The organism is Sphingobium sp. EP60837 (genome assembly GCF_001658005.1).
Classification (GTDB): domain Bacteria; phylum Pseudomonadota; class Alphaproteobacteria; order Sphingomonadales; family Sphingomonadaceae; genus Sphingobium; species Sphingobium tyrosinilyticum.
Map to the genome: position 1 here is coordinate 834,621 of NZ_CP015987.1, position 23,048 is coordinate 857,668.

The following is a 23,048-nucleotide window of genomic DNA, read 5'->3' on the forward strand; positions in this document are numbered from 1 at the left end:
GCTCACGGGGCGCCATCATTATCGGCAGGAACACAGCCGACAGGAGAGTGACTTGTCCACCGATCTGGGCCGCCAGGGTCTGCGCTTCGCCATTATCGGAGGCGGCATGGCCGGCATTTTGGCCGCCATCCGCCTGCGCCAGGCCGGAGAGAAATTCACCGTCTATGAAAAGGCTGGTCGGCTAGGCGGGACTTGGCGGGAGAACCGCTATCCCGGCCTGACTTGTGACGTGCCCGCGCACGCATACACTTATAGTTTCGAGCCCTATGCCGAATGGGATGCCTATTACGCCAAGGGTGGCGAGATTCAGACCTATTTCGAAAAGACGGCAGAGAAATACGGCATCATGCCGCATGTCCGATTCGACAGCGAAGTCGTGTCCGCTGTCTGGGACGAGGAAAAGGGCTTCTGGCGGTTGGGCCTCGTCACTGGCGAAGAGGTGGTGGCCGAAGTGGTCATTGCCGCGTCAGGCGTGCTCCACCATCCCAAGCTGCCGGACTTAGAGGGGCTGGACAGCTTCAAGGGCCGCGCATTCCATAGCGCCCGCTGGCAGGATGATGCGCCGGTCGATGGCGCTCGGGTGGGTATTATTGGCAATGGTTCGACCGGCGTGCAGATCGTCACTGCGCTCAGTACGCGCGCGTCCCGCCTGGTTCATTTCCAGCGTTCTCCGCAATGGATCATGCCGGTTCCGTATTTCCAATATAGCGAGGAGGAAAAGGAAGCCTTCCGCCGCGAACCCGCGCTGATCGACGAGATCCGCAACAACAAGGAATATTGGGACAATATCTATCGCTTCACCCACGCCATAACCGATACCCACGGACCGGAGATCGCGGCGATTGAGGCGGCTTGTCTCGATAATCTCGAAAACAGCATCCGCGATCCTGAGTTAAAGGAAAAGCTGCGCCCCAATTATCGCGCGGCTTGCAAGCGGCTGATCTACTCATGGTCCTATTATGACGCCGTGCAGCGCCCCATTGTCGAAGTGGAGCGTGACCGCATCGCTCGCATCGAACCGGAAGGCGTGCGACTGGCAGATGGACGGCTGCACGAACTCGACACGCTGGTGCTGGCGACCGGATTCCATGCGGATCGCTTCATCCGCCCGACGACTGTGCTGGGTCGTGATGGGGTTTCGCTGGACGATATCTGGTCGGTTCGGCCGACGGCCTATTATGCGGTGACGATCCCAGGCTTCCCCAACTTCTTCATGCTGAATGGTCCTACTGGCCCGGTGGGCAACTTCTCCCTGATCGATATTGCAGAGCGGCAATGGGGCTATATTGACCAGCTGCTGGGGCTGCTACGCAGCGGCGAGGCGCAAACCATCGAACCGCGCGCGGAAGCTCATGCCGGCTATGAGGAACGGCGGATCGCTGCGGCGCGCACGACCATCTTCGGGTCGGGCTGCAATAGCTGGTATCTCGACGCGACCGGTGTGCCTTCCAGCTGGCCCTGGAGCTATGAGGCGTTCGCCGACGCCATGTCAGCGCCGGTCATGGAGGATTATGCGATGACGGTGGAGGCAGAATTGGTCGCGCGGTGAGTAGCGCGAGCCGTCTCTAAGGAGGGGAGGGGAGCATCCCCTCCCACTCGTATCACCGTCCCATCGCCGCAACCGCTTCGGCAGCGCCCCGGATCGCGCCTTCGATATAGGTGACGCCGGTGCCATCGCCGACCTCCACCACATCATGGCCATGAGCGCGCAGGGCGTTAGCGAGCGTGGAATCGCCATGCGCACCCATCGCGACCACCACATGATCGGCGGCGACGCTCTGCTGTTCGCCCGACTGGCTGGTGAAGCTCACTTCATTCTTGCCGATCCGGATGCTGGTAGCGCCCGGGAACATGGCGACGCCATGCTCGCGCAGTTCCGCAAGCAGGCGCATGCGGCGCACCAGCAGCAAGCCGCCGCCGAACTTCGCTGCTTCGCCCACAATGGTGACCTCGCGTCCGCGCTCCATCAGAAATTCGGCAAGCTCCACCCCGACTAGCTCGCCGCCGATGATGACAACGCGCTTGCCCAGCGGCATCCAGGCGTGCGTCGCCTTGCGCACCAGTTCCAAATTGGCGGTGGCGCCAGTCGCTGCCCCCAATTTAGTGGCGATCCGGGTGGACCAGCTCGTCTTGCGGCGTATCTCGGCTGAATCCTCGCCCAGCATCATTCCGCGCAGATCGTCGCCGGACAGGACGAAATCCTGATCGTTGCCGGGGATCGGCGGCATGTCGCGCACCGCGCCCGTCGCTACGATCACCTTGTCGGGCCTCAGGCTGGCGATCAGGTCCGGGGTCGCCACCGTTTTCAACCGTACATCGACTTTCGATTGGTCGATCTGATGGCGCAGCCAGTTGAGAAGCCGCTCATTAGGCTCATAGGCGAGCGCTGCGAAGCGCAGCGTGCCGCCGAGGCGATCAGACTTTTCGATCAGGGTAACCTTCGCTCCCGCAAGGTCGAGACGCCGCGCCGCTTCCATGCCGCCAGGACCGCCGCCGACAATGACGACATGGCCGGGAACCTTCGCAGGCGACCAGTCCAAATCCTCATAGCCCGTTTCCGACCGCACGGCGCAGCGCACCTGCTCGCGCAGATAGGCGGTGCTGACGCAGGTGTAGCAATAGATGCAGGGGCGAATGTCGGCGATCCGTCCTTCCGTCAGCTTCAGGGGCAGATCCGGGTCAGCCAGCAGTTTGCGGCCCATCGCCAGGAAATCGAATTCCCCTTGAGCCAAGCCCTTCTCGCCGCGGTCGATTTCCACGCGGCCCGACGCAATGACGGGAATAGAAACCGCTTTCCGGATAGCTGCGGCTGCGGAAAGATGAGCAGCCGGCTCATGCGGGATGTTGGATGCGGAATGCAGCTTGCCCTGGCCTACATCATGATAAGCGGTGACGGTCAGTGCGTTCGCGCCTGCCGCCTCGACCATCGGAGCCAGTTCGATGGCATGTTCCAGCGTGATGCCGTTGTTCTTGCCGATCTCGCGCGAGTCGATCTTTACCCAGATCGGGAAGTCGGGACCGACCGCTGCACGTACCGCGCGCACAACCTCCAGCAGCAGGCGCGCGCGGCCCGCGACGTCGCCGCCATATTCATCCCCGCGCTTGTTGGTGGAAGGCGAAACGAAGGAAGAGAGGAGATAGCCGTGACCGCCGTGGATTTCCGCTCCGTCCATCCCCGCGCGCTTAGCCCGTACTGCCGCTTCAGCAAACTGGCGGACCGCCACGTCGATGTCGGCCTTCTCCAGCACCTTGACCTGCGGTACGACGCCTCCGGCGAAGGCGGCCATTTCTTCAGGCAGGAAATAGTCAGGAAAGTCCCCAACAAAGGCAGGCGGGTAGCCGGGCGCCCATAGCGGATGGCCCTCCTGCGCGCTATGGGTCGCGACCAGGCCGCCGTGGTGAAGCTGCGCGGCGATCCGGCCGCCTGCCGCATGGACGGCGTCCACCAGCCGGGTCAGGCCCGGCAGGAAGCGGTCATCGGATATGGCGGTCTGCTTCGGCTGCACTGCGCCGACGGGCCACGCGACGCCCGTCACGCCCATGACAATGAGACCCGCACCACCCCTCGCCTGCGCGACATGATAGTCGATCAGCCGCTGGCCTACCGTGCCGTCCTCTTCTGCAAGGCTGACACCCATGGCGGTGACGATGATTCGGTTGGGCAGGGTGAGTGTGCCGATCTGCCCTGGCGTCGTGAGAGAGGCGGCACCTGTACCCTGTCGGGGTTGAGTAAGGGCTGGGGCAGCGGTCATGACAATCTCCTAAATGCGCCACATGCGTATGGTCTGTGAGCGTTTTATCGCGCTATCGTCAGTTAGTCAGGCGAAAATGATAAGGATCGCGTAAATTTCTTACGCGCCTGTCACTGCTCCCATGGTTTTGGGACAGGTCCGCTCGCTGGCCTCATTTTACATCGGCAACAGGCACAAAAAAAGCGCGAGGCAACCTGATCGCCACCTCGCGCTTCATCTGTTCGCCGGAAGATCAGCCGATCTTGAGCGCAGCCACTTCGTCGGCCGACAGTTTCACCGAAGCCGCCTTCACGCTTTCCTCGATACGCGCCGGGCTGGACCCACCGAAGACCGGGATCACCTGCTGCGGCTGGTTCAGCAGATAGGCAAGCGCGACGTCCGAAACGCTCACGCCATGCTTGGCCGCAATGTTCTTCGCGGCGGCGAAGCGGTCCTTGTTGACCGGATTGTCGTAGAAGCCCTGAAGATGCTCAGGCACTTCGCCCTTTTCCATGAAGCCGAAATAGCCGCGGCTCTGCGCACAATAAGGGATGATAGCGAGGCCCGCATCCTTGAGCGCGCCGCCATGATCTTCGAAATACATCTGATAGCCCTGCGCCGTCGCATTCGCTTCGTTCGGCTTGGCGAGCCCCCAGAAAGGCTCGACGGCGACGAAGCCTGCCTTGTCGTTCGCCTTGGCATAATCATTGGCCTCCAGGACGCGTGCGTCGGTCCAGTTGGACGCGCCGAAATAGCGGATCTTCCCCGCATCCTTCTGCTCGTTCAGGAAGTCGATCAGTTCGGCCACCGGGGTTTCCGGATTGTCCATATGCAACCAGTAGAGATCGATCGTATCGACGCCCAGATGGTCCAAGCTTTCACTTAGGTCGCTGGCTACATCGGTGGGATTGACGCGGTTGCGATAGTCGCCGACGCGCATGTCGAAATGACCGCCCTTGGTGGCGACGACGACGTCTTCTCGCTTCTTACCCTTCAGCCAAGCGCCGATGGCGCGCTCGCTTGCGCCCTTCGGCGCGGTCGGCATCCAATCACCGTAGGAACGGGCGGTGTCCACGAAATTGCCGCCCAGTTCCAAGAATTTGTCGAGGATGGCGTTGCTGCGGTCCTGGTCGATGGACCAGCCGAGCATGTTGGTGCCGTAGCACAGGCTGCTGACCGAGAGGTCGGTATTGGCGAGCGTGACCTTTGAAAGCATGGCTAACTCCTGCATGGCGGCGTCGCTTGCTGCTGCAAGGACCTGCCGTGAATTTCCCGAGGGCTGGACTTCGCGTCACAGCGGGTGCGGACAGTTACGCAGCGGCCGAAGAAAAGGAAAGGGAATTGTGCAGATTCGCAGGCGTTCCGACATGGCGGGAATGCGCCCCGTTCAGTAGCTGCTGTTTATGACGCTGACCGTCGCACCCAATGTGGTGGAGGGTAGCGGGACGGACGCGGCATAGCGCCTGACGGGCGAACCGCTCATATCGTAGCGGACCTGCACCTTGAACAGGCCGGTGGCGTCCGCCTGCGCTTGAATATCCGGCGTTGCGCGCGATGACAGCAGCGATTACGCCGCCCAGTACCGCATATTCCACATTGGATTACGGCGAAAGGTCCAATATGGCGCAATCTCTCCGGATCGGCGCGGTTAGCCGCGTCCCTCAATGAGCCAGCAGCAGGGGAACATGGACCTCGCGCAGCATGCTGCGCGTCACGCCGCCGAACACCAGCTCCCGCAGGCGGCTGTGCCCAAAAGCGCCCATGACCATCCAATCCGGCTTCAATACGCCGATGGCGGCCTTCAGCGTCGCTTCAACCGTCCGCCCGTCCTGCGGCCAGCTATGGAATTGCGTCTTGATGCCATGGCGCGCCAGATATTCCGGCGCATCGGTCGCAGGGAAGGGATATTTGCCCGCTTCCTCCACAGTTACGACATGCACCTCTTCGGCTCGTTTCAGCAGGGGGAGGGATAGGCGCAGCGCCGTCGATGCCTCCTGCGATCCCTCCCAGGCGACCATTGCCCGGCCGGTGATCATCACTCCCCGCGCAAGCTGAGGCACCGCCAGCACCGGAGCACGCCCGCCAAGCGCCAGATCGGCGGCGATGTGCAATGGATCGCTCATCTCCCGCCGAGGACCTGAGGGTAATGTCACGATCAGCAGGTCACACAAGGTCGAGGCGGAAAGCAGTCCATGGACGATATCGCCATCCACCTGCCGCCAGTCCCAGCTGACGCCCTCGCGATGCAGCTGCTGTTCCAGCCGTGTCCGCATCCGCGCGTCGATATCGTGCAGTTCCGCCATCACGGCAGGAGCCATGGGCGCTCCACCATAAACCTCTGCCGCCATCAGACTGGGCATCGCCGTCACCTGGACGCAATGAATATGACCATCCGCCGCGCGAGCAATATCGCAGGCTGCCTGCAAGCGGCTTTCCATGCCGCTGTCGTCGTGGATGTGGAGCAGAATGGATGTCATCGCGCTCTCCATGTCCCAAGGAGGCAGATGAACAATATATCCTTTTTTGCCGTTCGCTGTGAGTCTGATTTACGTTATATATCCAAGGGCGGGTGTGGATGCCCTGTGCCGGACAAGGCGCAGCGGCGGACGGGGGTACACATCTTGACCAAAATCTTCCACTTTTCGAAGCTGCAGCAGGATTGTGCAGGCGTGACGGCGGCCGAATATGCGCTGCTGTTCGCTGTCATGGGCGGATTGATGATGGCTGCCACATGGCTGCTGGGCAACGCCGTCGGCAGTCAGATGAACAATCAGGTTGCTCTGTTCGCCTCCTCGGCAGGCACGGCATCCTCCAGTTCGGCGAGCAGCACCTCAAGCACGGGCGGCAGTTCCTCCACCAGCAGCAGCACCACCAGCACGAGCAGCACCAGTTCGTCGGCGGGGGGAACCAGCACCGGCAGCACCTCGACGGGCGGCGGCAACAGCAATGGTGGCGGGAACAGCAACGGCGGCGGTAATGGCAAGAAGCCCTGATCCTGAATAGCCAGCATCTGAGGGTTAATGGGTTTTACATCAGACCCGAAAAAGCGCACCATCCTGCACGTGGCGAGGGGGTAGCGCTATGGGCATGGATAATCCGATACGGCAGTTGCGGATGGACAGCACGGGGGCGTCGGCGGCGGAATATGCGCTGCTGCTTGCCATCCTTGGCGGTTCGATTGCGATCGGCGCGTGGATGCTGGGAGGTTCGGTCGCGGGCGCGGTCAGCAACAGCGCGCAGCAGATCGCCTATTATAGCGGCGGATCGGCATCCTCTTCGTCGTCGTCCTCATCCTCGACATCGTCCTCCGGCACAACTTCTTCGTCGGCTGGAGGCTCCGGCAGCGCGCCCGGCCAGACAGGGAACACCCCCGGTCAGTCCGGCTCGACACCGGGCCAATCAGGATCGACACCCGCCAATGACAGTTCACCCCCAGGCCAAGCAGGCAGCTCGCCGGGTCAAAGCGGCAACAATCCCGGCAAGGGCAACGGAAAGAATTAGTGGCAAGGCATCTCCTCGCCGCGCGGCGACGGGGTTCGTAGAGGCGAGCATCGCGGAAATCTCCCGCCTCGCCGGAGCCTTATTGCGACCTATTCGGATGTGCAGGAATAATTTTTTTGCAGTTGTCCAATTTCAATGGCCTGTTTTTGCAGGCTCGCGCGTATTATATTCGTAATATGGCTACTGCGGCGGGAGTCGCCAGTGACGAAAAGCGAACTGTTTTCGAGCTTCACGCGGAATTTTGACGAACGGCGTCAGGCCGAGATGTCGATTGAGGATTATTTGCTGGGGTGCCGCAATGATCCTCTCATGCACGCATCAGCCCCGGAGCGGCTGCTGGCCGCGATCGGCGAGCCGGAAATCATAGACACTTCGCGCGACCAGCGGCTCGGGCGGATTTTCATGAACCGCACCATCCGGCGCTATAAAAGCTTCACCAATTTCTACGGCATGGAAGCGACGATCGAACATATCGTCAGCTTCCTGCGCCACGCCAGCCAGGGGCTGGAGGAACGCAAGCAAATCCTTTACCTGTTGGGGCCGGTCGGGGGCGGCAAGTCGTCGCTGGCCGAACGGCTCAAGGCTCTGATGGAAACCCATCCCATCTATGCGTTGAAGGCGGGGGACGAGATCAGCCCGATCTTCGAAAGCCCGCTCGCCCTGTTCGACGCGGAAACGCACGGCGCCATTATCGAGGATAATTACGGCATTCCCCGCCGCCGCCTGACCGGCATGATCAGCCCCTGGGCGCGCAAGCGGTTGGACGAGTTTTCCGGCGATATTTCCCAGTTCAAGGTGATCCGCCTGATGCCTTCGCGCATGCGGCAGATCGCTGTTGCGAAGACCGAGCCGGGCGATGAGAACAACCAGGACATCAGCTCGCTGGTCGGCAAGGTCGATATCCGCAAGCTGGAAATGCTCTCGCAGAATGATCCCGACGCCTACAGCTATTCGGGCGGTCTCAACCGCGCGAACCAGGGCATGCTCGAGTTTGTCGAGATGTTCAAGGCGCCCATCAAGATGCTGCATCCGCTGCTCACCGCAACGCAGGAGGGCAATTATATCGGCACCGAGAATATCGGCGCGATCCCCTTTACCGGCATCATCATGGCGCATAGCAATGAATCGGAATGGGCCAACTTCAAGAATAACAAGAATAACGAAGCTTTTATCGACCGCATCTACGTCATTAAAGTGCCCTATGCCTTGCAGGCGACCGAGGAGCGGCATGTTTATGAAAAGCTGCTGCGGGAATCCGACCTGAGCAAAGCGCCCTGTGCGCCGGGCACGCTTGATATGCTGGCGCGCTTCTCGGTGCTGACGCGTCTGCGCGAGCATGAGAACAGCAATCTCTATTCCAAGATGCGCGTATATGATGGCGAAATGCTGCGGGAGATCGATCCGCGCGCCAAGAGCATTCAGGAATATCGCGACGCGGCGGGCGTGGATGAGGGCATGTCAGGCACTTCGACCCGCTTCGCGTTCAAGGCTCTGTCTGCGACCTTCAACCATGACAGCAGCGAGATCGCGGCCGACCCGGTGCACCTCATGTATGTGCTGGAAGGCATGGTGCGGCAGGAGCAGTTCCCGGCCGAGGTGGAAGCCAAATATCTGGAGTTCATCAAGGGCGAACTCGCGCCACGCTACGCCGAGTTCATCGGTAACGAAATCCAGAAGGCCTATCTCGAATCCTATAATGACTATGGCCAGAACCTGTTCGACCGTTATGTCGCCTATGCCGACGCCTGGATCGAGGATCTGGACTTCAAGGACCCGGACACCGGGCAATTGCTCGACCGGGAGATCATCAACCAGGAACTGTCCAAGACCGAAAAGCCCGCGGGCATCGCCAATCCCAAGGATTTCCGCAACGAGGTGGTGAAGTTCGCCCTGCGCATGCGGGCGAGCAATGACGGGCGCAACCCGAGTTGGACCAGTTACGAAAAAATCCGCGAGGTTATCGAAAAGCGGATGTTCAGCCAGGTCGAGGATCTGCTGCCCGTCATCAGCTTCGGTTCGAAGAAAGACGGCGATACCGCGAGCAAGCATGACGAATTCGTCGCTCGCATGGTGGAGCGCGGCTATACCGAGCGGCAGGTCCGCCGCCTCGTGGAATGGTATATAAGGGTCAAGCAGGCCGGATAAAAAAGATGGAGGCGCTTGGCCCACCATGCACATAGTCGACAGACGGCTTAATCCCGGGGGCAAAAGCCTGGTCAACCGGCAACGGTTCCTCAGAAGGGCGAGAGCCTATGTCAGCCAGGCGGTCCGCGACAGCCTGAAGGACCGCAGCATCAAGGATCTCGCCAAGGAAGGCGAAATTACGATTCGCCGCGACGCAATCCACGAACCCACCCTTCATCGCGCGGGCAAGGGCGGCAATAGGGAGCGGGTGCTGCCCGGCAATCGCGAATTTTTAGAAGGCGACCGGATCAAACGGCCCGATGGCGGTGGCGGCGCCGGATCACAGCCGGGCGAGGGTGAGGATCAGGATGATTTCCGCTTTGCGCTGAGCCGCGAGGAGTTTCTCGACCTGTTCCTCGACGACCTCGAACTCCCCGACATGGCGAAGAAGAAGCTGGTCTCCGGCAAGATCGAAGGGGTGAGACGCGCGGGCTATTCGACCCTCGGCAATCCTTCCAACCTGTCCGTTCCTCGCACCATGCAAAAGGCGATGTCCCGCCGCATTGCGCTGCGCCGTCCAAGCGGCAGGGACCTTAGCCGCATCGAGGAAGCCATTGCCGAGATCGAAGCGCGCACAACGCCGTTGGCGGACGATGCCGTGACGCTGGAAAGGCTGCGCGAAGAGCGGGCGCACATCATCCGGCGGCGTAATCTTATCGCCTATATCGATCCGGTCGATCTGCGCTTCCGCCGCTTTGAACCTGTGCCCCGGCCGGTGGCGCAGGCGGTGATGTTCTGCCTGATGGATGTGTCGGGCTCCATGACCGCGCATATGAAGGATCTGGCCAAGCGCTTCTTTGCGTTGCTGCACCTGTTCCTGTCGCGTTGTTACGAGCAGGTCGATGTGGTCTTCATCCACCATACCGATCGCGCGGCGGAGGTGGATGAGGATACCTTTTTCTACAGCACCGTGACCGGCGGCACATTGGTGTCGAGCGCGCTCGACAAGCTGATCGAGGTGGTGAAGGAACGCTACAGTCCCAGCGACTGGAACATCTATGTCGCGCAGGCTTCCGACGGCGACACGCTGGCGTCCGACAACGCCCGCGTGGTCAGCTTGATGCAGGACCAAATCCTGCCCTTCTGCCAATATTTCGCTTATCTGGAAGTCGGGCGCGAGGAGTTCGCTTCCATTGAGGCGGCGACGTCCACCACCGGCCTCTGGGACGCTTATGCGCCTGTCAGCGACAGCCACCGCAATTTTGCCATGCGAAAAGTGTCGCACCGCCGCGAAATCTATCCGGTTTTCCGCGAACTGTTCCAGCGACGCGGCGTCGGCGAAAGGACGCACGCTTGACGGTGGCGTTCGCCCCCGCCCCGCTGTTCACCGGCAGCGATTGGGACTTTTCGCTGATCAACCGCATCTATGAGACGGTCGAGCCGATCGCGCTTCAGGAAATGAAGCTCAACATCTATCCCAACCAGATAGAGATCATCAGCGCCGAACAGATGCTGGACGCCTATTCATCGATCGGCATGCCGCTCTTCTACAAACATTGGTCCTTTGGAAAGCAGTTCGTCACCAATGAGATGCTCTATCGCAAGGGGCTACGCGGCCTTGCCTATGAGTTGGTGATCAACAGCGATCCGTGCATCAACTATCTGATGCAGGAAAATAGCGCGACCATGCAAACGCTGGTCATCGCGCATGCGGCGTTCGGGCATAATCATTTCTTCAAGAATAATTATGTCTTCAAACAATGGACCGACGCGGAAGGCATCCTTGATTATCTGGAGTTCGCAAAGCGTTATATCGCGCAATGCGAAGAGCGTTACGGACAATTGGCGGTCGAGCGCGTGCTCGACGCAGCTCATGCGCTCATGAACCAGGGCGTCCATCGCTATCCCCGCATCCGCCCTCGCGACATGAAGGCGGAGGCCGAACGCGAGGCGGAGCGGCAGGCTTATCGCGACCGCATCTATGACGATCTCTGGCGCACTGTGCCGGTGGGGGCCAAGGCGGCATCCGTGCCCCGCGACGAACGTCGCGCCGCGCTGGGCCTGCCGCAGGAAAATATCCTCTATTTCCTGGAAAAGACTGGCCCGCGCCTGGATAGTTGGCAGCGGGAAATCCTGCGCATCGTTCGCCTGATCGCCCAATATTTCTACCCCCAGCGCCAGACCAAGGCAATGAATGAGGGCTGCGCGACCTATACCCATTACCGCATCATGACGATCCTGCATGATCGCCGCTGGATCACTGATGGCGCCTTTATGGAATTCATCCAGTCGCACACGAATGTCGTTTATCAGCCTACTTTCGATTCAGGCCATTTCGGCGGCTTCAATCCCTATTCGCTGGGCTTCGGCATCATGTCCGACATAGAACGGATCTGCATGGACCCGACGCCGGAGGATCGCGACTGGTTCGGCGACATTGCCGGTTCCCGCGATCCGGTCGAGGTGCTGAAGGATATCTGGGCCAATTATCGCGACGAAAGCTTCGTGTCGCAGTTCTTGAGCCCCCACCTGATCCGGCAATGGCGCCTGTTCCAGTTGCTGGACCGGGAAAGCGAGTCGGAATTGCGGGTGGAGGCCATTCATGACGAGCGGGGCTATCGCCGTATCCGCCGCGCGCTCGCACGCGAATATGATATCGCCCGGCAGGAGCCCGATATCCAGGTAGTCGATGTGGATCTGGCGGGTGACCGCACTTTGATGCTGGAACATGCCGTCACGGATGGCGTGGTGCTGGACGCATCTGACGCGGCGATGGTGTTGCAAAGCCTCGCCAATCTATGGGGCTATGAAGTCGCGCTGAGTGAGGTCGATGCGGAGAGCCGCAAGGAGCTGAAAAATCATCGCTGCCAGCCCCAACCAGGCTGGATCGGCTGAAGCGGTGCGCCCTGTCGGTAGGTCCTGGGGCGGGGTAAAGATTCCATTTCCAAAGCGCCGCCGAAAAGCGTAAATTCCGCCCGGTTTTCGCGAGCAATCCCGTTGCTGTCGTGGCGATCGAACGGAAAAGGCTCGCATGATAGCAGGAGAGCATTTTCATGACACATGCCCTCAATGCGCAGGAATGTCTTGAACGGGCCCGGATGCATGAACAATTGGCGGCCACCACCGCCGATGCGTCCGCCCGGATGATGCACCAAGCCATGGCCGCCGAATTTCGCCGCCGCGCGGCAATGGGCTCTGTCGATGCGACGCGTCAGATGGTGAACAAACCCGTCATAGAACTCTGCCCCCCCGCGGCGTAACCTTCGGTCGCGCTTTGGTGACCTCCGTTCGCTGGACACGAACGGACAGGGGGTCAGGTCAAGCGCAGCAGATACACATCCATGATCCACCCATGCCGCTGCCGCAGGGCTGCGCGCCGCTTCACAATCTCCGGCCCAGCAATCGCGAGCGGCCCTTGGGCCAGCGCCTGCTGCTCCATGCCCAGATAGGCGCCCCACCAGATCTCGATGCCTTCGGGCTCCAGCGTCTGAAAGGCGCAATGCCCGTCCAGCATCACCACGACGTCGCGCACGCCCGGCGGCCAGCTCTGCTCCCTTAACTGCCTGCCGGTCGTGACCAGCACCGGGTCTGCCAGCCGGTTAAGGCAGATGCCGTGAGCGGCGGTCAGCGCCTGGATACTGGTGATCCCCGGAACGACCCGGATCTCAACCTTAGGCCCCAACCGTTCGGCGATCCGCAGGCTGCTGTCGTACAGCGAAGGGTCTCCCCAAACGAGCAGCGCCAGCGTGCCGCCGTTCGGCAGATGCACGGCGATCTGCTTCATCCAGATTGCGGCAATGGCATCATGCCAGTCGATCACCGCCTCCACATAGGCGGGCTGGTCGGCGCGCGTCGGCATGTCAAATTCGACGATGCGCGTTCCGCCCGTCAGCACCTCCGCGCAGATTGCTCGGCGCAGGTCGATAAGGTCGGACTTAGCCGCTCCCTTGCGCGGCAGCAGGATCATGTCCGCCTCGTTCATAGTGCGGATCGCGGCGCGGGTGAGGTGGTCGGGATTGCCCGTCCCTATGCCGATCAAAGACAGCCGGATCATGCGGCGCCAGCGATGAGGTGGAAGAAGCTGCCCGTCACGCACCCCTTGCGTGATCCACCTGAAGCGACGGGATCCCCCTTCGCATCGGTCACATGGGCGAGCACTTCGTCAGGCTGCTCGACGATGGTGGAATAATGAAATTCATGGCCCCGCAAATCCGCCCCTGCATCATAACCGCCCATGGGTGAAAGCAAACGCGCGTTGCGATAGCCAAGCTGCAGTCTCCGTTCCGCAAAGCTGCTCACGAGCCCGAGCAACCCAGCCATTGCATGCGTCTGTCCCTGTGCGTCGATAATGGCCTGCCCCAGCACCATATAGCCGCCACATTCGCCATGAACCGGCCGATCGCGAGCGTGCCGCCGCATGCCTTCGAGAAAGCGAGCCGCATGCGCAAGGCCCGGCGCGTGCAGCTCAGGATAGCCGCCAGGCAGCCAAATTGCATCGGCCTGCGCGTCGGGCGCTTCGTCAGCCAGCGGCGAGAAGGGCAATATCTCCGCCCCCGCCGCCCGCCAACCCGCAACCATATGGACATAGGTGAAGGAAAAGGCGGCGTCCTGCGCCAAAGCGATGCGCTGCCCCGGCGGCCGCCAGCGATGACACAGCGGCGGGGCCGAGGACAGCGCGCCCGCCAACCCACGCACAGCGGATAGGTCCACATGAGCCTCCACCATGTCCGCAATGGCCTCGATCGCCTTATCCGCCTCCACATGCTCCCCCACCTGCACAAGCCCCAGATGCCGCTCCGGCAACGCCAGCACGGCTGACCGAGGCACCGCGCCCAGCACCGGCAGCGCGATCGCCTCCATCGCCTCACGGATCATCGCTTCGTGACGCGGACTGGCGACGTGGTTCAGGATCACGCCCGCAACCCGCACATCCGGGCGCATCGCGCGAAAGCCATGGGCAAGCGCTGCGGCTGACTGGCTCTGGCCCGACACGTCGATGACCAGAATGACCGGCCAGCCAAGGGCTGCGGCTATGTCGGCACTGCTGCCATTTCCACTGGCGCCCTTTACAGGTGCACCGTCGAACAGGCCCATGACGCCCTCGGCCAGCGCCAGTTCGGCGGACGCGGCTTCCCCGGCAAGGCTTTGGAGCAGGGCCGTATCCATCGCCCAGCTATCGAGATTGAACGCCGCCCGCCCGCTCGCCAATTGATGATAGCCCGTGTCGATATAGTCCGGCCCACACTTATAGGGCTGTACCCGGACGCCTCCCCGCGCCAGCGCCCGTAAAAGACCAAGCGTGATGACCGTCTTGCCCGAACCGGATCGCGGCGCGGCTAGAAGGATGCCCGGCGTCATTCCTCGGTCTCGGCGAAGCGCGAGTCCGCCGATGAGGGGCGGAAGCGCCTGTCATAGCCAGGTGCATAAAGCTGGCTTTCGGTAAAGTCCGCGTCGCCCAGCACAGGCCCCACCAGGATCAGCGCCGTGCGTTCCGGCCCGCCCGTAGCCTGTTCGGCAATCGTCGAAAGCGTGCCCCGTTCGATCCGCTCATCAGGCCAACTCGCCCGCCACACGATCGCCGCTGGACATTCCGCGCCATAGAGCGGCGACAGATCATCGACGACCGCCGCGATATTGTGGATCGACAGATGGACGGCCAGCGTCGCCCCGGTAGCGCCGAATGCCGCCAGCGTCTCACCCGAAGGCATTGCGCTCGCGCGCCCCGGTGTCCGCGTGAGCACGAGCGATTGCCCCAGTCCGGGCAAGGTCAATTCCGTTCCGAGCGCCGCCGCAGCAGCCGCAAAGGAGGGGACGCCTGGCGTAACCGTATAGCCGATCCCGAGCGCCTTCAGCCTTCGTATCTGCTCCCCCATCGCCGACCAGACCGACAGGTCGCCCGAATGAAGCCGTGCAACATCCTGCCCCGCAGCATCGGCTTCCGCGATGATTGCGATGATCTCGTCCAGCGTCAGCGGGGCGCTGTTCACCATCCGCGCGCCCGGCGGGCAATGGTCGAGCACCGCGCGCGGTATGAGCGACCCGGCATAGAGGCAGACAGGCGATGCGGCGATCAAGTCACGACCGCGCAGGGTCAGCAGGTCGGGCGCGCCTGGTCCTGCGCCGATGAAGTGGACGGTCATGCGGAAACTCCTTGGGCGAGTGCGCATGTCGCCTGCCCATCGGGTGATATGATGCGGGTGGCGATCAGCTTGGCGTGCTGTCCGGCTGCAGCCAGCGCTACCGCTTCGGCTACGCTGCCGGCCCCGTAAGTCGCCAGGCTGGCGGCGGATTGCGTGCGCGTCTTCACGGCCCTAATGTCATCAGGCGCGAAGAGAATAAGCGGCACCCCCAGCGCGTTGGCCAGCGGCGCGAGCAATGCCGCCTTATGGTTCAGCGTCGCGACGGCCGCCACGGCAACGCCATGAGCCGCCAGCGCGGCCCGCAAAGCCGCTTCATCCGCCCCGCTGTGACAGCCAAAGCCCGCGACGATCACAGCGTAACGCTCCATTGCACCAGCGGATAGGAGGCTTTCCAGCCCCGCCGCGTGCCAAGTGGCGCGGCGCTGGCCATCTCGATGCGCAGCAACTCGCCGCCCAGACGCGCCTGCCACTGGGCCAGCAGCGCCTCGGATTCCAGCGTGACGGCGTTGGCGACCAAACGCGTCCGCTCGCCCGGCAGGCCAAGGATCGCCTCCAACAGCGCCTCGCTCAAGCCCCCGCCGACAAAGATTGCATTGGGCCGTTTGCGGCCCTCCAATATGGCTGGCGCCCTGCCCTCGATCACCGACAAGCGATCGCCGCCCAGCCGCGCCGCATTGGCGCGGCCGCGCGCGGCGCGAACCGGATCAGCCTCAAAGGCGATCGCCTGCATACGAGGACCGCAGAGCAACCATTCGATTGCGACCGATCCCGACCCAGCGCCGATGTCCCACAGCGTCTCTCCCGGAAGCGGTGCGAGCGCCGACAGTGTCAGCGCGCGAACCGGCCGCTTTGTGATCTGGCCATCATGCTCGAACCAGCTGTCGGCAATGCCGCTGGCGCGCGGCATGACCTCGCCGTCACCCGCCATCGCAATCCCCGCCGCCACCGGATGGGCAACATTATCCCACGCATAGGCATCCGCTCGCACGGCGCGGATGCGTTCACGCGGCCCGCCAAGCGATTCCATGACATAGAGGGTGGACGCGCCGAAACCCGCCTCAACGAGATAGGTCGCAAGCTCGCCCACCGCCGCCCCGTCGCGCAGCAGCAGGATCGCTCGGCCGCCGGGCACAAGATCGCGCCGCAGCCGGGCCAGCGGTGCGGCATGAAGGCCATGGCAGACGACATCCTGCAACGACCAGCCCAGCCGCGCGGCGGCGATCGAAAAGCTGGACGGCGCGGGAAGGCCGATCCACTCACTGGGATCGAGATGCCGGGCGATGCTGGCTCCCGCTCCGAACCAGAAAGGGTCACCCGACGCCAGCAGCACCACCGGCTCTCCCCGCCGGGCGAGCAGCGGCGCAACACCATCGTCAAAGGGTACTGGCCACGTCAAAAGTTCCGCCTTAAGGGGAGGCAGAAGCGCCAGCTGGCGCGGCGCGCCGGTGACGATGCGCGCCTGCTCCAGCGCGGCGTGGGCGGCGCTGGACAGGCCCGCCGCTCCATCCTCGCCAATGCCGATGATCGTCAGCCAGGGACTCTCAGCCGCCATGCGCAACATCCTCATCCTGGGCGGCACGACGGAGGCCAGCGCGGTCGCAAAGGCGCTGGCGGATCGCGGCGATCGCGCGGTGCTGAGCTATGCCGGACGCACCGGCAATCCCCGCCCGCAGCCGGTCCCTATGCGCGTCGGCGGCTTTGGCGGCGTCGCGGGTCTCGCCGCCTATCTGGAGCGGGAGGCAGTCACGCATCTCATCGACGCGACCCACCCCTTTGCCGCTACCATGAGCGCCCATGCAGCGGAGGCGGCGCAACAGGCGGGCATCGCGCACATCATGCTGACCCGCCCTGCCTGGAAAGCGGGAAAGGGCGACCGCTGGACTCATGTTCCCGACATCGCCAGCGCCGTGGATGCGCTGGCGGAAGAGCCACGGCGCGTCATGCTGGCGCTCGGCCGGATGCATGTGGCGGCCTTCGCCGCCCAGCCGCAGCATCATTATCTGCTTCGTTTCGTCGATGCCCCGCACGTGCCGCCAGCGCTGCCTCGCCATCATCTGGTGGTGGATCGCGGCCCCTTCACGCTGGAGGGAGATCTCGCGCTGATGCGCGCGCAGCGGATCGACCTGATCGTCGCCAAGAATGCGGGTGGAGAAGGCGCGCGGGCGAAGCTGGACGCGGCGCGGGCGCTCGGCCTGCCGGTCATCATGATCCACCGGCCGCCCCTGCCCCAAACGCAGGTGGTACACGGCATCGGCGAAGTGCTCGCGTGGATCGATCATTCGGTCCAACGCGGGGTGTAGAGGATAGGGGAGCCGGGCCGTTCGATCAGCCGGCTGTGGCTCGACCCCAATATGACCATCGTGCGCATATCCGCCATCTCGGCCCCGGCGTCACCCAGACGGACAACGCGCAACTCTTCCTCAGGCGTGGAAACGGCGCGCGCAAACAGGATCAGCCGGTCAGGTCCGCACTCCTGTCTCAGGATGTCGAGCGCGCGGGCAAACCCCTCGGGCCGCGCCTTCGACCGGGGATTGTAGAAGGCCATGGCGAAATCGGCTTGCGCTGCGAGGCGCAGGCGCCGTTCGATCAGCGCCCAGGGCTTCAGATTGTCCGACAGGTTGATGGCGCAGAAATCATGGCCCAGCGGCGAGCCCGCGCGCGCGGCGGCGGCGAGCATGGCGGTGATGCCGGGCAGGATGCGTATGTCCAGCAAGCGCCACTCTGCGGGACCCGCCTCCAGCGCCTCGAATAGGGCAGAGGCCATCGCAAAAACGCCCGGATCGCCCGATGACGCCACCACGACCTGCTTCCCCGCCGCGGCCAGTTCCAGCGCATGGGCGGCGCGCTCCAGTTCCACCCGATTGTCGGAACCATGGCGGACAAGACCGGGCCGGTCGGCGACTCGCGCGACATAGGGGAAATAGCCGATAAGATCCGTCGCTTCGGCCAAAGCTTGCATCACTTCGGGCGTGACAAGTTCGTCCGCGCCGGGTCCGAGCCCCGCCACCGCCACCCATCCGCTCATGGCCGCCGTCCCTGGCCGTGAACCAGCAGGATGGAGAAATAGCCGGTCACCGCCTGTGCTTCGGGAAGCGGCGTGATCTTCTGGTCGGCCATGGTCGCATATTCGACTAGCCAGGCGCAGTCCTGCTTCCCCGCCGCCTCGACCGCGCGGCGCAGCTTGGCCAAGTTGCGGCCGATCTTCATGACCACCAGCGCATTGGTGTCGTGGATGCGCCGGGCGAGTTCCTCTTCAGGCAGCGTCGCCATGAGGACCGTCAGCACATCATCCCCCCAGCTGATCGGTGTGCCGCTGGCGGTCCAGGCCCCCGACATGCCGGTGATGCCTGGCACGATCCGCACCGGCGCAAGCGGCGACAGGCGGCTGTGCAGATGCATGAAGCTGCCGTAGAAAAAGGGGTCGCCCTCGCACAGCACCACCACATCCTCGCCATCCGCTGCCAGCCTGTGGAGATGCGCGGTGCAGTCGGCATAAAAGGCGGACAACGCCTGATTATAGCGCGGGTCGCTGACCGGTATTTCGGTCGTCACTGGATATTCCATCGCATATTCGATGGCATCGGGCCTTAGCAGCCCCTCGACGATGCGCCGGGCATGGCCGTGGCGTCCCGGCTTGCGGAAATAGGCGATGTGGCGGGCGTTGCGGATCAGCCGGTCGGCGCGCACGCTCATCAGGTCCTGCGCGCCGGGGCCAAGGCCGACGCCATGAATGACCCCGCTCATTCGGCCGCACTCGCCAGCGCGTTGATGGCGGCCACGGTCATGGCGCTGCCGCCCAGCCGCCCCTCAACGATGCAGCAGGGGACGGGCTGCGCCTCCCACAGCGCCTCCTTGGATTCCGCTGCTCCGACGAAGCCGACCGGGCAACCGATGATTGCGGCGGGGCGAGGGCAGGCGGGGTCCTCCAGCATGTTCAGCAAGTGGAAGAGAGCAGTCGGCGCATTCCCGATCGCGACGATCGCGCCCTCCATATGCGGCCGCCACAGCTCTAGCGCCGCTGCAGAGCGCGTATTGTTCATGGCGCGGGCGAGATCGGGCACTTGCGGATCGCCCAGGGTGCAGAGGATCGGATTATCAACGGGCAGGCGGGCGCGCGTGATCCCCTCCGATACCATGCGTGCGTCGCACAGGATCGGCGCGCCTGCTTCCAACGCCGCGAAGGCTGTGACCGCGAAGCTTGGGGAGAAGCGGATATGGCGGACGAGGTCCACCATCCCGGCGGCATGTATCATGCGCACGGCGACCCGCTCTTCTTCGGGCGAGAAGCGGCCAAGCTCCGCCTCCGCGCGGATGGTGCGGAAGGACTGGCGATAAATTTCCGCCCCATCCCTTTCATAGACATGCGGCATCATTGGACTCCGAAGAGGGTAAGGATCTGGTCAGGCGAGAGGCCCGCGCGAAGCGGCGGCGCGCCCGCACGGGCGTTATGGGCAAGGTCGAAGCGTCCCGAGCGGCCGGTCAGCATGACCGCCGCCCGCGACGGACGCGCGCATCCCTTGGCGCATCCGGAGACATGGAGCCCTGGAACATGCGGGGCGAGCCGAATCGCAAGGTCGCGCGTGGCGACACTCGCCTGGGGGCAGGCGGGCGCACCGGGACAGGCATCGGCAGAAAGGCGTGGGTCGTCAGGGTCGTCCGGCGCAGCATTGCCGCCCTCCAGCAGCAAGCCGCGCCAGGGCGTCAGGCGCACGGCCTGTACGCCGTCCTCCATGATCGAGAGTAGTGCGGTTGCCTCGACCCGTCCAAAGGGCGCGGCGTAAAAAGGCCCCGGCGCTTGAGCAAGCGCAGAGGCGCGCGAACGAGGCGACGCGGGCGCCTCACCCGCGGGAAGCGGCGCCAAATGCCGCGCCATGCGCCCGGCCTGCACGCCGCCGCTGGCAACAAACCAGTGAGCAAGGCTGATCAGCGCGTCCACCGCATCTTCCGCAGTGACGGACGCGCCTCTTTCCCGTCCATCGGCGCGCAGGATCAGCCCGCCGCTCGTTCCCCGCTCGATCCGGAAATCCGCCGGGGCATCGGTCAGCACAGGCGCAGGCCCCGCGTCGATCGCAAAGCCGATCTTGGCGGGCAGCTCGGGCAGTTCATCCATGCGCGCGATCAATTCATTGGCGATCGATGCGCTGATGTCGCCCTCTGCCCAATCCGGATTGAGGATCAGCGGCGCGCGCATTTCCCGCGCTGGATCAGCCTGCGCCAAGTCCAAGGCGACAAGCCTTTCTATCAACGCGCGATGCACCACCTCGCGCACGCCCCGAACCTGAAGCGCGGCCCGATTGGTGAGGTCGATATGGCCATTGCCATGACGCAAAGCTGCTTCATACAGACCTTCGGCCTGCGCTCGGCTCATCCGACCAAGCGCCGGGCGAACGCGCACCAGCAGCCCGTCGCCCGCCATCATCGGCTGCCATGCGGTCGGGCACCAGCCGCGCACGGCGGCGACGTGCTGCGCCTGCTTCTGCATTGCTCCCATCCTTCCACGCTCGCGCCACGACCAGCGGACGGCACGCGCAGGCGCACGGGGAAAGCCGCACGCCGCACGGCCGCAGCCGCACCCTATTCGTCGCTCAAACGGAGAACCGAGCCGTGACCATCCCCTGGGTCATGGCAAGAGCGACCTTTGCTCCGGCAGGTCTCCTGGCTTGCGGGTCATAGCGTCGGCATGGGGCCTTCCCGGATCGCTCCAGTGGCTGACCGTCCCATCTTCAGGGTCCGGCCGATCCATGCCTTGCTCGCCGCTCACAGTTGCAGGGACAGCCGCGGATTAGGGAGGCAACCCTCCCGCACCGCGTTCCCATTTAAGTCCCTTGCGGGACACCGGCGCGATCGATGAACCGGGCAAGGCCCGGTCCGCTGCGCTTCATAAAGGGGATGCGCGCGAAAGGAAAGTGGGCAGCGGCGGCTTGCTTGCGCCTGTCATGGCCTGACGCTACTCCCTTGGCCCATAACGATATGGAGAGAGAATTGATGAGCGATCTCAGCTTCGAAGCGACCAGCCGTTTCCTGGAAACCGCCAATGGACGGTTGCATTATCATGAGGCTGGATCGGGGCCGGCACTGCTATTGCTTCATGGCTCAGGTCCGGGCGTCACGGGCTGGGCGAATTTCCAGGGCAATCTGCCGCTCTTCTCGCAGCATTTCCGTACGATCATTCTCGATGCACCGGGCTACGGCAAAAGCGATCCCGTAGATGGCGATCCGGTTGCGGTGGCGCGCGATGCGGTGGTTGCGCTGATGGACGGCCTCGGTATCGATCGCGCCCATATCCTCGGCAACAGCTATGGCGGCATCGTCGGCGGCCATCTCGCCGCGTCGCATCCGCAAAGGGTGCTGCGCTACATTACGATCGGCGGGATCGGGTTCAACATCACCTCCACCTTCCCCAATGAAGGTCTGACCCGGCTCGTCGATTTCATCGAGGATCCAACGCGCGAGAACATCATCGCCTGGCTGGAGTCGATGGTGTACGACAAGTCCATCATCACCGACGAGCTTATCGACATGCGCTACAAGGCCGCGCTCGAACCGGTGACGATGGAGAGCAGCCGTAAGATGTACACGCGCTCCGCGCTCGGCTTCATCGCACAGTCCATGAGCGGGCCGGGCGTGTCGCAGCGGATCGACTATCTCGGCAAGATCCAGGCGCCGACCCTGATCACCTGGGGCCGCGATGACAAAGTCAGCCCGCTGGACGGCGCGTTCCTGCCGATGCGGGTGATCCCCAATGCGGAACTGCATGTGTTCCCCAAATGCGGCCATTGGGCGATGATCGAGTGCAAGCAGCGGTTTGAAGAGCTGGCGCTCGGGTTCTTGTTGGATGGGCGGGCGTAGGCGCGCTCAGTCCTCCTGGAATCACCCGTTCAGGCTGAGCTTGTCGAAGCCTCCACTTTCTTCAGGAAACGCCCTTCGACAGGCTCAGGGCGAACGGGCTGGGTGCGCGTGATCCTAACGCCGCACCACCACCGAATGCCAATCCATGCGCTGTTCCCAGCCGCGCCGCTCCAGTTCCGGCGCATCCTCCTCAATCTCCGGCTTCCCAAGGCATAGCAGCCCAAGACATTCCCAACTGGCGGGAATATCCAGCATCGCGTCCACGCCTTGGGGTTCCAAGATGGAAACCCATCCCATGCCGATGCTCCGCGTCCGCGCCGCCAGCCACAGCGTGTGCACCGCCATGACGCAGCTATAACGGCGCGCTTCCGGCATGGTCGCGGCCCCCAGATGATGGCCCGTCTCCGTTCCATCGTCGCAATAGACGGCGAACAGCACCGGGGCTTCACGCAGGCCATGCAGTTTCAGGCTGCGATAAAGCTTATCCTGTTCGCCCTCATATTCCTTTCCCGCCGCCCGCACCTGCGCATCGACATGGCAGGCCAGTTGCTCCCGAAGTCCGTCCGTCTCGATCCGCACAAAGCGCCAAGGCTGTGACAGCCCAACCGAGGGCGCGCGATGCGCCATGCTCAGCAGCCATTCGACATCGCTCTCGTCGATCGGATCGGTGCGGAAATGGCGGATGTCCCGCCGTGCCCGCACC

The 23,048-nt window shown here is 63.3% G+C and carries 22 protein-coding genes and 1 riboswitch; of the genes, 8 read left to right on the plus strand and 14 right to left on the minus strand.

The window, feature by feature from the left end; translation table 11 throughout:
• The first annotated feature begins 52 nt into the window (after nucleotides 1-52).
• A complete protein-coding gene (locus EP837_RS16785; RefSeq protein WP_066531745.1) occupies nucleotides 53-1,549 on the plus strand; it encodes a flavin-containing monooxygenase in 1,497 nt (498 codons plus the stop codon).
• Nucleotides 1,550-1,601: 52 nt separating this feature from the next.
• Here EP837_RS16785 and EP837_RS16790 read toward each other — a convergent pair whose 3' ends face one another.
• The 4 genes from EP837_RS16790 to EP837_RS21125 all read right to left on the minus strand — a co-directional run bounded on the left by EP837_RS16790 (nucleotide 1,602) and on the right by EP837_RS21125 (nucleotide 6,714).
• Complete coding sequence (locus EP837_RS16790; protein ID WP_066531110.1) at nucleotides 1,602-3,752, minus strand: oxidoreductase; 2,151 nt, start codon at nucleotides 3,750-3,752, stop codon at nucleotides 1,602-1,604.
• Nucleotides 3,753-3,984: 232 nt separating this feature from the next.
• Nucleotides 3,985-4,947 (minus strand): aldo/keto reductase, encoded by a 963-nt coding sequence (locus EP837_RS16795; RefSeq protein WP_066531747.1) that lies wholly within the window; start codon nucleotides 4,945-4,947, stop codon nucleotides 3,985-3,987.
• A gap of 445 nt (nucleotides 4,948-5,392) precedes the next feature.
• A complete protein-coding gene (locus EP837_RS16800) occupies nucleotides 5,393-6,208 on the minus strand; it encodes a universal stress protein (protein ID WP_066531749.1) in 816 nt (271 codons plus the stop codon).
• 293 nt (nucleotides 6,209-6,501) lie between these two features.
• Complete coding sequence (locus tag EP837_RS21125; RefSeq protein ID WP_156518678.1) at nucleotides 6,502-6,714, minus strand: hypothetical protein; 213 nt, start codon at nucleotides 6,712-6,714, stop codon at nucleotides 6,502-6,504.
• A gap of 104 nt (nucleotides 6,715-6,818) precedes the next feature.
• Between EP837_RS21125 and EP837_RS16810 the strand changes: the two genes are divergently transcribed.
• From EP837_RS16810 to EP837_RS16830, 5 genes are all read left to right on the plus strand, one after another.
• Nucleotides 6,819-7,232, plus strand: a complete 414-nt coding sequence (locus EP837_RS16810) for a hypothetical protein (protein ID WP_156518680.1) — start codon at nucleotides 6,819-6,821, stop codon at nucleotides 7,230-7,232.
• A 201-nt stretch (nucleotides 7,233-7,433) separates the two neighbouring features.
• Entirely contained in the window at nucleotides 7,434-9,377 is a 1,944-nt protein-coding gene (locus EP837_RS16815; protein ID WP_066531114.1) for a PrkA family serine protein kinase, read from the plus strand.
• Between the two features lie 25 nt (nucleotides 9,378-9,402).
• Nucleotides 9,403-10,713 (plus strand): YeaH/YhbH family protein, encoded by a 1,311-nt coding sequence (locus EP837_RS16820; RefSeq protein ID WP_066531115.1) that lies wholly within the window; start codon nucleotides 9,403-9,405, stop codon nucleotides 10,711-10,713.
• The gene (locus tag EP837_RS16825; protein WP_066531117.1) at nucleotides 10,710-12,251 is read left to right on the plus strand and encodes a SpoVR family protein; all 1,542 of its coding nucleotides are present in this window, start codon (nucleotides 10,710-10,712) and stop codon (nucleotides 12,249-12,251) included. The genes EP837_RS16820 and EP837_RS16825 overlap by 4 nt, the downstream gene beginning before the upstream one ends.
• Nucleotides 12,252-12,409: 158 nt before the next feature.
• The gene (locus EP837_RS16830) at nucleotides 12,410-12,616 is read left to right on the plus strand and encodes a hypothetical protein (protein WP_066531120.1); all 207 of its coding nucleotides are present in this window, start codon (nucleotides 12,410-12,412) and stop codon (nucleotides 12,614-12,616) included.
• Between the two features lie 53 nt (nucleotides 12,617-12,669).
• Here the strand turns inward: EP837_RS16830 and cobF are convergent, their stop codons facing one another.
• The 5 genes from cobF to EP837_RS16855 are packed head-to-tail and all read right to left on the minus strand — an operon-like array spanning nucleotide 12,670 to nucleotide 17,048.
• The gene (cobF, locus tag EP837_RS16835) at nucleotides 12,670-13,410 is read right to left on the minus strand and encodes a precorrin-6A synthase (deacetylating) (protein WP_066531122.1); all 741 of its coding nucleotides are present in this window, start codon (nucleotides 13,408-13,410) and stop codon (nucleotides 12,670-12,672) included.
• Nucleotides 13,407-14,714: a cobyrinate a,c-diamide synthase gene (locus tag EP837_RS16840; protein ID WP_066531125.1), complete on the minus strand. Its 1,308-nt coding sequence runs from the start codon at nucleotides 14,712-14,714 to the stop codon at nucleotides 13,407-13,409. Before EP837_RS16840 ends, cobF begins: the two co-directional genes overlap by 4 nt.
• Nucleotides 14,711-15,496, minus strand: a complete 786-nt coding sequence (gene cobM / locus EP837_RS16845) for a precorrin-4 C(11)-methyltransferase (protein ID WP_066531127.1) — start codon at nucleotides 15,494-15,496, stop codon at nucleotides 14,711-14,713. Before cobM ends, EP837_RS16840 begins: the two co-directional genes overlap by 4 nt.
• Nucleotides 15,493-15,864 (minus strand): cobalamin biosynthesis protein, encoded by a 372-nt coding sequence (locus EP837_RS16850; protein WP_225870626.1) that lies wholly within the window; start codon nucleotides 15,862-15,864, stop codon nucleotides 15,493-15,495. The genes cobM and EP837_RS16850 overlap by 4 nt, the downstream gene beginning before the upstream one ends.
• Nucleotides 15,846-17,048, minus strand: a complete 1,203-nt coding sequence (locus tag EP837_RS16855) for a bifunctional cobalt-precorrin-7 (C(5))-methyltransferase/cobalt-precorrin-6B (C(15))-methyltransferase (RefSeq protein WP_066531128.1) — start codon at nucleotides 17,046-17,048, stop codon at nucleotides 15,846-15,848. Before EP837_RS16855 ends, EP837_RS16850 begins: the two co-directional genes overlap by 19 nt.
• Here EP837_RS16855 and EP837_RS16860 point away from each other — a divergent pair.
• A complete protein-coding gene (locus EP837_RS16860; protein ID WP_066531131.1) occupies nucleotides 17,047-17,796 on the plus strand; it encodes a cobalt-precorrin-6A reductase in 750 nt (249 codons plus the stop codon). The two genes, EP837_RS16855 and EP837_RS16860, sit on opposite strands and share 2 nt — an antisense overlap.
• Here the strand turns inward: EP837_RS16860 and cobJ are convergent.
• From cobJ to EP837_RS16880, 4 genes are read right to left on the minus strand one after another with little or no spacing between them, the layout of a single operon-like run.
• Nucleotides 17,772-18,521: a precorrin-3B C(17)-methyltransferase gene (gene cobJ / locus EP837_RS16865; RefSeq protein WP_066531132.1), complete on the minus strand. Its 750-nt coding sequence runs from the start codon at nucleotides 18,519-18,521 to the stop codon at nucleotides 17,772-17,774. The genes EP837_RS16860 and cobJ overlap by 25 nt on opposite strands.
• Nucleotides 18,518-19,240 carry a precorrin-2 C(20)-methyltransferase gene (gene cobI / locus EP837_RS16870; protein WP_066531133.1) on the minus strand — a complete coding sequence of 241 codons (723 nt, stop codon included), beginning with the start codon at nucleotides 19,238-19,240 and terminating at the stop codon, nucleotides 18,518-18,520. The genes cobJ and cobI overlap by 4 nt, the downstream gene beginning before the upstream one ends.
• On the minus strand, nucleotides 19,237-19,866 hold the full coding sequence (locus tag EP837_RS16875) for a precorrin-8X methylmutase (protein ID WP_066531750.1): 630 nt from the start codon (nucleotides 19,864-19,866) through the stop codon (nucleotides 19,237-19,239). The genes cobI and EP837_RS16875 overlap by 4 nt, the downstream gene beginning before the upstream one ends.
• The gene (locus tag EP837_RS16880) at nucleotides 19,866-20,915 is read right to left on the minus strand and encodes a cobalamin biosynthesis protein CobG (protein ID WP_066531755.1); all 1,050 of its coding nucleotides are present in this window, start codon (nucleotides 20,913-20,915) and stop codon (nucleotides 19,866-19,868) included. Before EP837_RS16880 ends, EP837_RS16875 begins: the two co-directional genes overlap by 1 nt.
• Before the next feature lie 209 nt (nucleotides 20,916-21,124).
• Nucleotides 21,125-21,351, minus strand: a riboswitch (cobalamin riboswitch).
• A 130-nt stretch (nucleotides 21,352-21,481) separates the two neighbouring features.
• Between EP837_RS16880 and EP837_RS16885 the strand changes: the two genes are divergently transcribed.
• Nucleotides 21,482-22,345: an alpha/beta fold hydrolase gene (locus EP837_RS16885; protein WP_197486361.1), complete on the plus strand. Its 864-nt coding sequence runs from the start codon at nucleotides 21,482-21,484 to the stop codon at nucleotides 22,343-22,345.
• Nucleotides 22,346-22,459: 114 nt separating this feature from the next.
• Here EP837_RS16885 and bluB read toward each other — a convergent pair whose 3' ends face one another.
• Nucleotides 22,460-23,029: a 5,6-dimethylbenzimidazole synthase gene (gene bluB, locus EP837_RS16890; protein WP_066531758.1), complete on the minus strand. Its 570-nt coding sequence runs from the start codon at nucleotides 23,027-23,029 to the stop codon at nucleotides 22,460-22,462.
• Nucleotides 23,030-23,048: the final 19 nt, after the last annotated feature.

Bases quoted from the DNA above. Each gene is read 5' to 3' on its own strand.
- EP837_RS16795 (WP_066531747.1), bottom strand. From the start codon at position 4,947: ATGCTTTCAAAGGTCACGCTCGCCAATACCGACCTCTCGGTCAGCAGC.
- EP837_RS16810 (WP_156518680.1), top strand. From the start codon at position 6,819: ATGGATAATCCGATACGGCAGTTGCGGATGGACAGCACGGGGGCGTCG.
- EP837_RS16820 (WP_066531115.1), top strand. From the start codon at position 9,403: ATGCACATAGTCGACAGACGGCTTAATCCCGGGGGCAAAAGCCTGGTC.
- EP837_RS16860 (WP_066531131.1), top strand. From the start codon at position 17,047: ATGCGCAACATCCTCATCCTGGGCGGCACGACGGAGGCCAGCGCGGTC.
- EP837_RS16855 (WP_066531128.1), bottom strand. From the start codon at position 17,048: ATGGCGGCTGAGAGTCCCTGGCTGACGATCATCGGCATTGGCGAGGAT.
- EP837_RS16875 (WP_066531750.1), bottom strand. From the start codon at position 19,866: ATGCCGCATGTCTATGAAAGGGATGGGGCGGAAATTTATCGCCAGTCC.
- EP837_RS16790 (WP_066531110.1), bottom strand. From the start codon at position 3,752: ATGACCGCTGCCCCAGCCCTTACTCAACCCCGACAGGGTACAGGTGCC.
- EP837_RS16840 (WP_066531125.1), bottom strand. From the start codon at position 14,714: ATGACGCCGGGCATCCTTCTAGCCGCGCCGCGATCCGGTTCGGGCAAG.
- cobI (WP_066531133.1), bottom strand. From the start codon at position 19,240: ATGAGCGGGGTCATTCATGGCGTCGGCCTTGGCCCCGGCGCGCAGGAC.
- EP837_RS16830 (WP_066531120.1), top strand. From the start codon at position 12,410: ATGACACATGCCCTCAATGCGCAGGAATGTCTTGAACGGGCCCGGATG.
- cobF (WP_066531122.1), bottom strand. From the start codon at position 13,410: ATGATCCGGCTGTCTTTGATCGGCATAGGGACGGGCAATCCCGACCAC.
- cobM (WP_066531127.1), bottom strand. From the start codon at position 15,496: ATGACCGTCCACTTCATCGGCGCAGGACCAGGCGCGCCCGACCTGCTG.
- EP837_RS16850 (WP_225870626.1), bottom strand. From the start codon at position 15,864: ATGGAGCGTTACGCTGTGATCGTCGCGGGCTTTGGCTGTCACAGCGGG.
- cobJ (WP_066531132.1), bottom strand. From the start codon at position 18,521: ATGAGCGGATGGGTGGCGGTGGCGGGGCTCGGACCCGGCGCGGACGAA.
- EP837_RS16885 (WP_197486361.1), top strand. From the start codon at position 21,482: ATGAGCGATCTCAGCTTCGAAGCGACCAGCCGTTTCCTGGAAACCGCC.
- EP837_RS16880 (WP_066531755.1), bottom strand. From the start codon at position 20,915: ATGATGGCGGGCGACGGGCTGCTGGTGCGCGTTCGCCCGGCGCTTGGT.
- EP837_RS16800 (WP_066531749.1), bottom strand. From the start codon at position 6,208: ATGACATCCATTCTGCTCCACATCCACGACGACAGCGGCATGGAAAGC.